Origin of the sequence: Pseudomonas sp. KnCO4 (assembly GCF_045344305.1) — a bacterium.
In the GTDB taxonomy this organism is placed as follows: Bacteria; Pseudomonadota; Gammaproteobacteria; order Pseudomonadales; family Pseudomonadaceae; genus Aquipseudomonas; species Aquipseudomonas anuradhapurensis.
Genome location: NZ_CP174199.1, coordinates 669,824 through 682,660, shown reverse-complemented (window position 1 = coordinate 682,660; position 12,837 = coordinate 669,824). Strand labels below are relative to the sequence as shown.

The following is a 12,837-nucleotide window of genomic DNA, read 5'->3' as shown; positions in this document are numbered from 1 at the left end:
TCGTCTTCACCACCGCAATCTGCGTCAGCAAATTGCTTGGGTGTTATATGGTCAAGCCTCACGGGCAATTAGTATTGGTTAGCTCAACGCCTCACAGCGCTTACACACCCAACCTATCAACGTCGTAGTCTTCGACGGCCCTTCAGGGAACTCAAGGTTCCAGTGAGATCTCATCTTGAGGCAAGTTTCCCGCTTAGATGCTTTCAGCGGTTATCTCTTCCGAACATAGCTACCCGGCAATGCCACTGGCGTGACAACCGGAACACCAGAGGTTCGTCCACTCCGGTCCTCTCGTACTAGGAGCAGCCCCTCTCAAATCTCAAACGTCCACGGCAGATAGGGACCGAACTGTCTCACGACGTTCTAAACCCAGCTCGCGTACCACTTTAAATGGCGAACAGCCATACCCTTGGGACCGGCTTCAGCCCCAGGATGTGATGAGCCGACATCGAGGTGCCAAACACCGCCGTCGATATGAACTCTTGGGCGGTATCAGCCTGTTATCCCCGGAGTACCTTTTATCCGTTGAGCGATGGCCCTTCCATACAGAACCACCGGATCACTAAGACCTACTTTCGTACCTGCTCGACGTGTTTGTCTCGCAGTCAAGCGCGCTTTTGCCTTTATACTCTACGACCGATTTCCGACCGGTCTGAGCGCACCTTCGTACTCCTCCGTTACTCTTTGGGAGGAGACCGCCCCAGTCAAACTACCCACCATACACTGTCCTCGATCCGGATAACGGACCTGAGTTAGAACCTCAAAGTTGCCAGGGTGGTATTTCAAGGATGGCTCCATGAGAACTGGCGTCCCCACTTCAAAGCCTCCCACCTATCCTACACAAGCAAATTCAAAGTCCAGTGCAAAGCTATAGTAAAGGTTCACGGGGTCTTTCCGTCTAGCCGCGGATACACTGCATCTTCACAGCGATTTCAATTTCACTGAGTCTCGGGTGGAGACAGCGCCGCCATCGTTACGCCATTCGTGCAGGTCGGAACTTACCCGACAAGGAATTTCGCTACCTTAGGACCGTTATAGTTACGGCCGCCGTTTACCGGGGCTTCGATCAAGAGCTTCGCTTGCGCTAACCCCATCAATTAACCTTCCGGCACCGGGCAGGCGTCACACCCTATACGTCCACTTTCGTGTTTGCAGAGTGCTGTGTTTTTAATAAACAGTCGCAGCGGCCTGGTATCTTCGACCGGCATGGGCTTACGGAGCAAGTCCTTCACCCTCGCCGGCGCACCTTCTCCCGAAGTTACGGTGCCATTTTGCCTAGTTCCTTCACCCGAGTTCTCTCAAGCGCCTTGGTATTCTCTACCTAACCACCTGTGTCGGTTTGGGGTACGGTTCCCAGTTATCTGAAGCTTAGGAGCTTTTCTTGGAAGCATGGTATCAACCACTTCGTCGCCTAAAGGCAACTCGTCATCAGCTCTCGGCCTTGAAATCCCGGATTTGCCTAAGATTCCAGCCTACCACCTTAAACCTGGACAACCAACGCCAGGCTGGCCTAACCTTCTCCGTCCCTCCATCGCAATAACTGGAAGTACAGGAATATTAACCTGTTTTCCATCGACTACGCTTTTCAGCCTCGCCTTAGGGACCGACTAACCCTGCGTCGATTAACGTTGCGCAGGAAACCTTGGTCTTTCGGCGTGCGAGTTTTTCACTCGCATTGTCGTTACTCATGTCAGCATTCGCACTTCTGATACCTCCAGCAAGCTTCTCAACTCACCTTCACAGGCTTACAGAACGCTCCTCTACCGCGTCATCAAAGATGACACCCGTAGCTTCGGTGCATGGTTTGAGCCCCGTTACATCTTCCGCGCAGGCCGACTCGACTAGTGAGCTATTACGCTTTCTTTAAAGGGTGGCTGCTTCTAAGCCAACCTCCTAGCTGTCTAAGCCTTCCCACATCGTTTCCCACTTAACCATGACTTTGGGACCTTAGCTGACGGTCTGGGTTGTTTCCCTTTTCACGACGGACGTTAGCACCCGCCGTGTGTCTCCCATGCTCGGCACTTCCAGGTATTCGGAGTTTGCATCGGTTTGGTAAGTCGGGATGACCCCCTAGCCGAAACAGTGCTCTACCCCCTGGAGTGATACATGAGGCGCTACCTAAATAGCTTTCGAGGAGAACCAGCTATCTCCGAGCTTGATTAGCCTTTCACTCCGATCCACAGGTCATCCGCTAACTTTTCAACGGTAGTCGGTTCGGTCCTCCAGTCAGTGTTACCTAACCTTCAACCTGCCCATGGATAGATCGCCCGGTTTCGGGTCTATACCCAGCGACTAAACGCCCTATTAAGACTCGCTTTCGCTACGCCTCCCCTATTCGGTTAAGCTCGCCACTGAATATAAGTCGCTGACCCATTATACAAAAGGTACGCAGTCACCTAACAAAGTAGGCTCCCACTGCTTGTACGCATACGGTTTCAGGTTCTATTTCACTCCCCTCTCCGGGGTTCTTTTCGCCTTTCCCTCACGGTACTGGTTCACTATCGGTCAGTCAGTAGTATTTAGCCTTGGAGGATGGTCCCCCCATGTTCAGACAAAGTTTCTCGTGCTCCGTCCTACTCGATTTCATTGACAAGAGATTTTCGTGTACGGGGCTATCACCCACTATGGCCGCACTTTCCAGAGCGTTCCACTAATCTCAAATCAACTTAAGGGCTGGTCCCCGTTCGCTCGCCACTACTAAGGGAATCTCGGTTGATTTCTTTTCCTCAGGGTACTTAGATGTTTCAGTTCCCCTGGTTCGCCTCTTGCACCTATGTATTCAGTACAAGATACTCAGCTTGTGCTGAGTGGGTTCCCCCATTCAGAGATCTCTGGATCACAGTCTGTTTGCCGACTCCCCAAAGCTTATCGCAGGCTACCACGTCTTTCATCGCCTCTGACTGCCAAGGCATCCACCGTATGCGCTTCTTCACTTGACCATATAACCCCAAGCAATCTGGTTATACTGTGAAGACGACATTCGCCGAAAATTCGCATGTTGCTCTTTCGAGCAGAACTCACAAATTTTACCTTAGCCTGATTAACCAGCAGTGAAACTGGCCATCAGTCTATATCTATCACATATCCGAATTTTTAAAGAACGATCTGACAAAAGCCAGAAATCAACATTCGAAGCGAATGCTCATTTCTGAGTTTGATCAGGAACAAAACTTGACCCAGACAGGGCCTTGATCGTCTTCAACCATGAATCAAGCAATTCGTGTGGGAGCTCATCAGCAGGCTGATGTCGTCGATTAAGGAGGTGATCCAGCCGCAGGTTCCCCTACGGCTACCTTGTTACGACTTCACCCCAGTCATGAATCACACCGTGGTAACCGTCCTCCCGAAGGTTAGACTAGCTACTTCTGGTGCAACCCACTCCCATGGTGTGACGGGCGGTGTGTACAAGGCCCGGGAACGTATTCACCGCGACATTCTGATTCGCGATTACTAGCGATTCCGACTTCACGCAGTCGAGTTGCAGACTGCGATCCGGACTACGATCGGTTTTGTGAGATTAGCTCCACCTCGCGGCTTGGCAACCCTCTGTACCGACCATTGTAGCACGTGTGTAGCCCAGGCCGTAAGGGCCATGATGACTTGACGTCATCCCCACCTTCCTCCGGTTTGTCACCGGCAGTCTCCTTAGAGTGCCCACCATAACGTGCTGGTAACTAAGGACAAGGGTTGCGCTCGTTACGGGACTTAACCCAACATCTCACGACACGAGCTGACGACAGCCATGCAGCACCTGTGTCAGAGTTCCCGAAGGCACCAATCCATCTCTGGAAAGTTCTCTGCATGTCAAGGCCTGGTAAGGTTCTTCGCGTTGCTTCGAATTAAACCACATGCTCCACCGCTTGTGCGGGCCCCCGTCAATTCATTTGAGTTTTAACCTTGCGGCCGTACTCCCCAGGCGGTCAACTTAATGCGTTAGCTGCGCCACTAAAATCTCAAGGATTCCAACGGCTAGTTGACATCGTTTACGGCGTGGACTACCAGGGTATCTAATCCTGTTTGCTCCCCACGCTTTCGCACCTCAGTGTCAGTATCAGTCCAGGTGGTCGCCTTCGCCACTGGTGTTCCTTCCTATATCTACGCATTTCACCGCTACACAGGAAATTCCACCACCCTCTACCGTACTCTAGCTCGCCAGTTTTGGATGCAGTTCCCAGGTTGAGCCCGGGGCTTTCACATCCAACTTAACGAACCACCTACGCGCGCTTTACGCCCAGTAATTCCGATTAACGCTTGCACCCTCTGTATTACCGCGGCTGCTGGCACAGAGTTAGCCGGTGCTTATTCTGTCGGTAACGTCAAAACAGCAAGGTATTAACTTACTGCCCTTCCTCCCAACTTAAAGTGCTTTACAATCCGAAGACCTTCTTCACACACGCGGCATGGCTGGATCAGGCTTTCGCCCATTGTCCAATATTCCCCACTGCTGCCTCCCGTAGGAGTCTGGACCGTGTCTCAGTTCCAGTGTGACTGATCATCCTCTCAGACCAGTTACGGATCGTCGCCTTGGTGAGCCATTACCTCACCAACTAGCTAATCCGACCTAGGCTCATCTGATAGCGTGAGGTCCGAAGATCCCCCACTTTCTCCCGTAGGACGTATGCGGTATTAGCGTTCCTTTCGAAACGTTGTCCCCCACTACCAGGCAGATTCCTAGGCATTACTCACCCGTCCGCCGCTGAATCAAGGAGCAAGCTCCCGTCATCCGCTCGACTTGCATGTGTTAGGCCTGCCGCCAGCGTTCAATCTGAGCCATGATCAAACTCTTCAGTTCAATACTGCTTGGGTTTTTAAGAAACCCTAAACTTGGCTCAGCAATCTCAAATGACTATGTGATTTCTCGCATGGTCACTTGTGATGCTGATAATCTTTGTGACTATCAGTCCGTACTCACAAGCACCCACACGAATTGCTTGATTCGATTTGTTAAAGAGCGTTTGGTTAAGAGCGTTTCGTCTCAACCGAGGCGCGCATTCTACGCTTTCCTCATTTGCTGTCAAGCGTTTATTTTGAAGTTTTTTGCGAGAAACTCGTTTAGCTTCAAACACTTGACTCGCTGCGATCTCTCGTAGCGGGAGGCGAATCATACAGCGTTTTGAAACGCTGTCAACCTTCATCTCGACCGCTGCCGATCATTCGATCGTAGCCCTTTCAGCTTTATCTTCACTACTTAACTCATTGATGAACAAGGAGTTTTTCGTTCCGATGTCGCTGGAAGTGGGGCGCATTATAAGGGGATTCGAAAACCCGTCAACCTTTAATTTCATTAATCTGAAATATTCCAGCCGATGCCCCTAGCAAGGCCTGCAAGTGCTCGCCTCAACACCTTCGGCGCTCATGAGATCGAGCGCCCCACCCCAAAAACCAAGGCAAACCACCCTGCACCCCAAAAACAAAGCGGGGAGGCCTACCGGCCTCCCCGCTTCTTCACTATCCCTTACAAACTAGGGAAGGCAAACTGCGAAGCCTCATGGCTGGCGCGTTGCGGCCAGCGCTGGGTGATCGCCTTGCGACGGGTATAGAAACGCACCCCGTCCGGGCCATAGGCATGCAGGTCACCGAACAGCGAACGCTTCCAGCCACCAAAGCTGTGGTATGCCACAGGCACAGGCAACGGTACGTTCACACCGACCATGCCCACTTCGATCTCGTCGCAGAACAGCCGCGCCGCTTCACCATCACGGGTGAAGATGCAGGTGCCATTGCCGTATTCGTGATCATTGATCAGCTGCATGGCCTGCTCCAGGCTGTTCACACGCACCACGCACAGCACCGGGCCGAAGATCTCTTCCTTATAGATGCGCATCTCCGGTGTCACCTTGTCAAACAGGGTGCCACCCACGAAGTAGCCATCCTCATTGCCGGCTACACGGTAGCCACGACCATCCACCACCAGCTTGGCGCCAGCAGCAACACCCTCGTCGATGTAGCCCACCACCTTGTCACGGGCTGCAGCAGTCACCAACGGGCCCATGTCCAGGCCGCACGAAGTGCCAGCACCAATCTTCAGCGCCTTGATCTGCGGTTCGAGCTTGGCAATCAGTGCATCCGCCACCTGATCACCCACGCACACCGCTACCGAAATGGCCATGCAACGCTCGCCGCAGGAACCATAGGCCGCGCCCATCAGTGCGCTGACCGCATTGTCCAGGTCGGCATCGGGCATCAGCACTGCGTGGTTCTTGGCACCACCCAGGGCTTGCACGCGTTTGCCACGCTTGGTGCCTTCGGCATAGATGTACTCGGCGATCGGGGTCGAACCGACGAAGCTCAGGGCCTTCACCTCCGGCGCTTCGATCAGCGCATCCACCGCTTCCTTGTCACCATGCACCACGTTGAGGATGCCGTTCGGCAGGCCGGCTTCGTGCAGCAGCTGGGCGATGTACAGGGTCGAGCTCGGGTCACGCTCGGATGGCTTGAGGATGAACGCGTTACCGCAGGCGATGGCCAGCGGGTACATCCACAGCGGCACCATGGCCGGGAAGTTGAACGGAGTGATACCGGCAACCACGCCCAGCGGCTGGAAGTCGGACCAGGCGTCGATGTTGGGGCCGACGTTGCGGCTGTATTCGCCTTTCAGCACTTCTGGCGCTGCACAGGCGAACTCGACGTTCTCGATGCCACGCTTCAGTTCGCCGGCAGCGTCTTCCAAGGTCTTGCCGTGTTCTTCGCTGATCATCTGCGCAATGCGTGCTTCGTTCTGCTCCAGCAGCTGCTTGAAGCGGAACATCACCTGGGCACGCTTGGCCGGTGGGGTGTTGCGCCACGCCGGGAAGGCGGCCTTGGCCGAGTCGATCGCCTGTTGCACAGTCGCGCGGCTGGCCAGCTCGACCTTGCGTACAGCCTGGCCAGTGGATGGGTTGAAGACATCGGCGCTGCGCTCACCCTTGGTAACCAGCTCGCCGTTGATCAGGTGCTGAACAATGCTCATGCAAAACTCCAGATAAATAAGGTTGGGCCAGGCGCGCGATCTCCTCGCGCACCTGACCTCAAATCGGACAGATCAGTCGATCAGGTTCAGGGTCTCGCCCACGGCGTCGAACAGGCGGTCCAGTTGCTGCGGCGTGGTGTTGAAGGTTGGGCCGAACTGCAGGGTGTCGCCACCAAAGCGCACATAGAAACCAGCCTTCCACAGCTTCATCGCCGCTTCGTACGGACGCACAATGGCATCACCGTCACGGGCCGCGATCTGGATCGCGCCGGCCAGGCCGTAGTTGCGGATGTCGACGATGTTTTTCGTGCCCTTCACGCCGTGCAGCAGCTTCTCGAAGTGCGGCGCCAGCTCGGCAGCCGATTGCACCAGGTTTTCCTTCTGCAGCAGGTCCAGTGCCGCGATACCGGCAGCGCAAGCGACCGGATGGGCCGAGTAGGTGTAGCCATGTGGGAATTCCACGGCGTATTCCGGGGTCGGCTGGTTCATGAAGGTCTGGTAGATCTCGCTGCTGGCAATGACCGCGCCCATCGGGATGGCGCCGTTGGTCACCTGCTTGGCGATGCACATCAGGTCCGGGGTCACGCCGAAGGCTTCGGCACCCGTCATTGCACCCATGCGGCCGAAACCGGTGATCACTTCGTCGAAGATCAGCAGGATGTTGTGCTGGCTGCAGATTTCACGCAGACGTTTCAGATAACCCTTTGGCGGCGGCAGTACGCCCGCCGAACCCGCCAGCGGTTCGACGATCACCGCCGCGATATTGGACGCATCGTGCAGCTCGATAAGCTTGAGCATCTCGTCGGCCAGGGCGATGCCGCCCTCTTCCGGCAGGCCCTTGGAGAAGGCGTTCACCGGCAGCACAGTGTGAGGCAGGTGATCGACATCCAGCAACTGGCCGAACAGCTTGCGGTTGCCGTTGACACCCCCCAGGCTGGTGCCGGCGATATTCACACCGTGGTAACCGCGGGCACGGCCGATGATCTTGGTCTTGGTCGCCTGGCCCTTCAGGCGCCAGTAGGCGCGCACCATCTTCAGGGCGGTGTCGGCACACTCGGAACCGGAGTTGGTATAGAACACATGGTTCAGGTCGCCCGGGGTCAGCTCGGTAATCTTCTCGGCCAGCTGGAACGACAGCGGGTGGCCGAACTGGAAGGCCGGAGAGTAATCCAGGGTACCGACCTGGCGGGCTACCGCCTCGGTGATCTCCTTGCGGGTGTGCCCGGCGCCACAGGTCCACAGGCCGGACAGCGCGTCGAAGATCTTGCGCCCCTTGTCATCGACCAGGTAGTTGCCTTCTGCCGCCACGATCAGGCGCGGGTCGCGCTGGAAGTTGCGGTTGGCGGTGTAGGGCATCCAGTGGGCATCCAGCTTGAGCTGGCTGGCGATACCGGCGCTGGCGGTTTCGGGCATGTTCATTGCGGTTCCTCGGAAGACGATTAGGCAACGATGGATGTTGTTGCAGCTAAGGTGGCACGGCGATAAAGTCTGAAAAAGCCAACATTTCTAATCTTCAGACAGGCCCTGACTAAACTGATGAGCCGACGCCCCGATCCACTCGCCCAAGTCAGCGATTTCGACATCCGCCTGCTGAAGATCTACCGCAGCGTCGTCGAGTGCGGGGGCTTTTCGGCTGCCGAGAACGTGCTGGGCATAGGTCGCTCGGCCATCAGCCAGCAAATGAACGACCTGGAACAACGCCTGGGCCTGCGCCTGTGCCAGCGCGGTCGCGCCGGGTTCTCGCTGACCGAGGAAGGCCGCGAGGTCTACCATTCGGCCCTGCAATTGCTCAGCGCCCTGGAAAGCTTCCGCACCGAAGTCAACGGCCTGCACCAGCATTTGCGTGGCGAGCTGAACATCGGCCTGACCGACAACCTGGTCACCTTGCCGCACATGCGCATCACTCATGCCCTGGCCGAACTCAAGGACCGCGGCCCCGATGTACGCATCCAGATCCGCATGATCGCCCCCAGCCAGGTCGAACACGGCGTGCTCGACGGCAGCCTGCACGTCGGCGTGGTGCCGCAGACCAGCCCGCTGTCGGGTCTGGAGTACCAGCCGTTGTACAGCGAGCGCTCGCTGCTGTACTGCGCCGTCGGCCACCCGCTGTTCTACGCCGATGACCAACAGATAGATGACGACCGCCTCAACAGCCAGGAAGCCATCGCCCCTACCTTCCGCCTGCCGGCCGAGATCCAGGCCCATTACCAGGCCCTGAACTGCACGGCCAGTGCTTCGGACCGCGAGGGCATGGCGTTTCTGATCCTTACCGGGCGCTACATCGGCTACCTGCCGGACCACTACGCCACGTTCTGGGTCCAGCAAGGCCGCCTGCGCGCGCTCAAACCCCGGCAACGCTTCTATGACCTGAGCCTCAGCTGGGTAACACGCAAGGGCCGGCGGCCAAACCTGGTGCTGGAAAGCTTCCTCGAGAGCCTGGCTGCGACACGCTGATGCCAGTCTTTGCCGCTAACGCTTGTCACTTCGGCGCAGGCAGGTAATCTTGTCCGACAGCCGCAGCCACTGACCCGTACGGAATCGTCCATGACCCTAGAAGTCCCTGCGCATCGCCTCGCCACCTCGGGCAAGCCCGCGGGCCGCATTCGCCAGAAGAACGAACAGGCCATCATCCAGGCCGCCGAAGACGAGTTCGCCCGCCATGGTTTCAAGGGCACCAGCATGAACACCATCGCCCTCAAGGCAGGCTTGCCCAAGGCCAACCTGCACTACTACTTCACCAACAAGCTGGGCCTGTACATTGCCGTACTCAGCAACATCATCGAGTTGTGGGACAGCACCTTCAACGCCTTGAGCGTCGACGACGACCCCGCCGAAGCCCTGAGCCAGTACATCCGCACCAAGATGGAATTCTCCCGGCGCAACCCGCAAGCCTCGCGGATTTTCGCCATGGAAGTGATCAGCGGTGGCACCTGCCTGACCGAGTACTTCAGTGCCGACTACCGCGAATGGTTCCGCGGCCGGGCCGCGGTGTTCCAGGCCTGGATCGAGGCCGGCAAGATGGACCCGGTCGACCCGGTGCACCTGATCTTCCTGCTCTGGGGCAGCACCCAGCATTACGCCGACTTCGCCACCCAGATCTGCCAGGTTACCGGTCGTAGCCGCCTGACCAAGCAGGACATGGAAGACGCAAGCAACAACCTTATCCACATCATCCTGAAAGGCTGCGGCATCAAGCCGGCTGCCTGACCGTCATTTATGCCTTCTACCCTGCTCGACCTGTGCGAATACCGCGAGGAAATCCGCAAAAGCCGCTTCATCACCCTCGCCGGGCCCATCAGCAGTGCCGCTGAAGCGATGAGTTTCATCGAACGCCACAGCGACCTGGCCGCTACCCACAACTGCTGGGCCTGGAAGCTTGGCGCCCAGTACCGCAGCAGTGATGACGGCGAACCCGGGGGCACCGCCGGGCGACCGATCCTGGCAGCCATCGAAGCGCAGGACTGCGACCAGGTGGTGGTGCTGGTGATCCGCTGGTACGGCGGCATCCAGCTGGGCACCGGTGGCCTGGCCAGGGCCTATGGCGGCGGTGCCAACAAGTGCCTGCAACAGGCCCCCAAGCGGCTGCTGGTGCAACGCAGCGAATTCACCTGTAGCTGCGGCTTCAGCGAACTGGCGCTGGTGAAGTTGCGCCTGGCGGAGGTTGACGGGTTGGTGCTCGACGAGCAGTTCACTGCCAATGGTGTTGATCTGCTGATAGCCCTCGGCGATGCCCACCTGGCGTCATTGCAGCAGCAACTGGCCGACCTGAGCCGCGGACGCATTCTGCTCGAAGCGCGCTGAACATTGCCCACAACAACTGTGGGCCGGCCTGTGGATAAGCTTGGGGCACTCGCTTGCAGGCCAATGTTTTCAAGGCCCGCAAAGCATTGTTCATTTTTTAACCAGCGCGTTGGGACAGCTTCGAACAGCTGAAACCTCACGAGTTATCCCCAATGCGATGGCAAAAATCCCAGCCCTCGCTCTGAACTTGCACACAATAACTGTGGAACAGCTTGTGGATAACCCGTGCGCCAACAGGCCAGGCGCCCGGCCACGCAGGACCGTAGGTCACTGATCAATTTTTATCCACTCAGAGAACAGGCACCAGTACCCACGGTGACGTATGCTCATTACCTTTTCATACACCGATAAAGGAATGATCCTATGGCTTCTTCAAGATCGGCCCTCATCATCGGCGCCTCGCGCGGATTGGGCCTTGGCCTGGTGCAACGCCTGCATGAGGACGGCTGGAACATTACCGCCACCGTGCGCAACCCGCAGCAGCCCGGGGCGCTGGCCGATGTGCCCGACGTGCGTATCGAGCAGCTGGAAATGAACGACACGGCCCAGCTGGATGCGCTCAAGCAGCGCCTGCAAGGCCTGGTGTTCGACCTGGTCTTCGTCAACGCCGGCGTCATGGGGCCCCTGCCCCAGGACCTGGAAGCCGTGCAGAACAAGGACATCGGGGAGCTGTTCATGACCAACGCCGTGGCACCGATCCGCGTGGCCCGCCGCCTGGTCGGCCAGGTACGTGAAGGTAGCGGGGTGCTGGCGTTCATGAGTTCGATCCTGGGCAGCGTGACCATCCCCGACGGTGGCGAGGTTTGCCTGTACAAGGCCAGCAAGGCAGCGCTCAACTCGATGATCAACAGCTTCGTCGTGGAACAGCAACGCCCCGACCTGTGCGTGCTGGCCATGCACCCAGGCTGGGTAAAGACCGACATGGGCGGCGAGAACGCCGATATCGACGTGCTGACCAGTACCCGCGGCATGCTCGAACAGATCAAGGCGCAAAGCGGCCACGGCGGCCTGCGTTTCATCAACTACAAAGGCGAGCCCCTGGTCTGGTGATTCAGCGGGTTGCAGCCTGGCCGGGCGCATTGCCCGGCCAGGCCCTGTAGAATGGCGACAACCGTACCTGATCGAGATGACCCACTATGTATGATTGGTTGAACGCCCTGCCCAAGGCCGAACTGCACCTGCACCTGGAAGGCTCGCTGGAGCCCGAGTTGCTGTTCGCCCTGGCCGAGCGCAACAAGATCGCCTTGCCGTGGGCCGACGTGGAAACCTTGCGTGCTGCCTATGCCTTCAACAACCTGCAGGAGTTTCTCGACCTGTATTACCAAGGTGCCGACGTGCTGCGCACCGAGCAGGACTTCTACGACCTGACCTGGGCCTACCTGCAACGCTGCAAGGCACAGAACGTTATCCACACCGAACCGTTCTTCGACCCGCAAACCCACACCGACCGCGGTATCCCCTTCGAAGTGGTGCTCAATGGCATCGACCAGGCGCTCAAGGATGGCCGCAAGCAACTGGGCATCAGCAGCGGTTTGATCCTCAGCTTCCTGCGCCACCTCAGCGAAGAAGAAGCGCAGAAAACCCTCGACCAGGCGCTGCCGTTCCGCGACGCGTTCATTGCCGTTGGCCTGGACAGCTCGGAAATGGGCCACCCGCCCAGCAAGTTCCAGCGTGTGTTCGATCGCGCTCGCAGCGAAGGCTTCGTCGCCGTCGCCCATGCCGGTGAAGAAGGCCCACCCGAGTACATCTGGGAGGCCCTGGACCTGCTGAAGGTCAAGCGCATCGACCACGGCGTGCGCGCTATCGAGGACGAGCGCCTGATGCAGCGCATCATCGACGAGCAGATCCCGCTCACGGTGTGCCCGCTGTCGAACACCAAGCTCTGTGTGTTCGACCACATGAGCCAGCACAACATCCTCGACATGCTCGAGCGTGGCGTGAAGGTGACAGTCAACTCGGATGACCCGGCCTACTTCGGTGGCTACGTCACCGAAAACTTCCACGCCCTGCACACCCACCTGGGCATGAGCGAAGCCCAGGCCCGTCGCCTGGCCCAGAACAGCCTGGATGCGCGCTTGGTCTGAATG

7 protein-coding genes and 2 rRNA genes are annotated in these 12,837 nt (G+C 57.6%); 5 read left to right on the top strand and 4 right to left on the bottom strand.

All coding sequences use genetic code 11. The features are described from left to right. Positions 1 to 47 precede the first annotated feature (47 nt). The 4 genes from ACJA3S_RS03115 to ACJA3S_RS03100 all read right to left on the bottom strand — a co-directional run bounded on the left by ACJA3S_RS03115 (position 48) and on the right by ACJA3S_RS03100 (position 8,368). A 23S ribosomal RNA gene (locus ACJA3S_RS03115) occupies positions 48 to 2,939 on the bottom strand. Between the two features lie 316 nt (positions 2,940 to 3,255). Continuing rightward, a 16S ribosomal RNA gene (locus tag ACJA3S_RS03110) occupies positions 3,256 to 4,792 on the bottom strand. The 16S and 23S rRNA genes sit together here, the layout of an rRNA operon. A 663-nt stretch (positions 4,793 to 5,455) precedes the next feature. Beyond that, positions 5,456 to 6,949, bottom strand: a complete 1,494-nt coding sequence (locus ACJA3S_RS03105; RefSeq protein WP_406820803.1) for a CoA-acylating methylmalonate-semialdehyde dehydrogenase — start codon at positions 6,947 to 6,949, stop codon at positions 5,456 to 5,458. A gap of 72 nt (positions 6,950 to 7,021) precedes the next feature. Further along, positions 7,022 to 8,368 (bottom strand): aspartate aminotransferase family protein, encoded by a 1,347-nt coding sequence (locus ACJA3S_RS03100; RefSeq protein ID WP_406820802.1) that lies wholly within the window; start codon positions 8,366 to 8,368, stop codon positions 7,022 to 7,024. A 114-nt stretch (positions 8,369 to 8,482) separates the two neighbouring features. Here ACJA3S_RS03100 and ACJA3S_RS03095 point away from each other — a divergent pair, with 114 nt between their 5' ends. From ACJA3S_RS03095 to ACJA3S_RS03075, 5 genes are all read left to right on the top strand, one after another. Beyond that, positions 8,483 to 9,403: a LysR family transcriptional regulator gene (locus ACJA3S_RS03095; protein ID WP_186678996.1), complete on the top strand. Its 921-nt coding sequence runs from the start codon at positions 8,483 to 8,485 to the stop codon at positions 9,401 to 9,403. 90 nt (positions 9,404 to 9,493) lie between these two features. Continuing rightward, entirely contained in the window at positions 9,494 to 10,156 is a 663-nt protein-coding gene (locus ACJA3S_RS03090) for a TetR/AcrR family transcriptional regulator (RefSeq protein ID WP_170028128.1), read from the top strand. Between the two features lie 9 nt (positions 10,157 to 10,165). Beyond that, entirely contained in the window at positions 10,166 to 10,750 is a 585-nt protein-coding gene (locus tag ACJA3S_RS03085) for an IMPACT family protein (RefSeq protein ID WP_406820801.1), read from the top strand. Positions 10,751 to 11,113: 363 nt separating this feature from the next. Continuing rightward, a complete protein-coding gene (locus ACJA3S_RS03080) occupies positions 11,114 to 11,800 on the top strand; it encodes an SDR family oxidoreductase (RefSeq protein WP_406820800.1) in 687 nt (228 codons plus the stop codon). 86 nt (positions 11,801 to 11,886) lie between these two features. Continuing rightward, the gene (locus ACJA3S_RS03075) at positions 11,887 to 12,834 is read left to right on the top strand and encodes an adenosine deaminase (protein WP_406820799.1); all 948 of its coding nucleotides are present in this window, start codon (positions 11,887 to 11,889) and stop codon (positions 12,832 to 12,834) included. Positions 12,835 to 12,837 lie beyond the last annotated feature (3 nt).

What these genes read in the sequence shown, in the direction of transcription:
- ACJA3S_RS03105 (WP_406820803.1), bottom strand. Translation starts at nt 6,949, where the DNA reads ATGAGCATTGTTCAGCACCTGATCAACGGCGAGCTGGTTACCAAGGGT.
- ACJA3S_RS03100 (WP_406820802.1), bottom strand. Translation starts at nt 8,368, where the DNA reads ATGAACATGCCCGAAACCGCCAGCGCCGGTATCGCCAGCCAGCTCAAG.
- ACJA3S_RS03090 (WP_170028128.1), top strand. Translation starts at nt 9,494, where the DNA reads ATGACCCTAGAAGTCCCTGCGCATCGCCTCGCCACCTCGGGCAAGCCC.
- ACJA3S_RS03085 (WP_406820801.1), top strand. Translation starts at nt 10,166, where the DNA reads ATGCCTTCTACCCTGCTCGACCTGTGCGAATACCGCGAGGAAATCCGC.
- ACJA3S_RS03080 (WP_406820800.1), top strand. Translation starts at nt 11,114, where the DNA reads ATGGCTTCTTCAAGATCGGCCCTCATCATCGGCGCCTCGCGCGGATTG.
- ACJA3S_RS03075 (WP_406820799.1), top strand. Translation starts at nt 11,887, where the DNA reads ATGTATGATTGGTTGAACGCCCTGCCCAAGGCCGAACTGCACCTGCAC.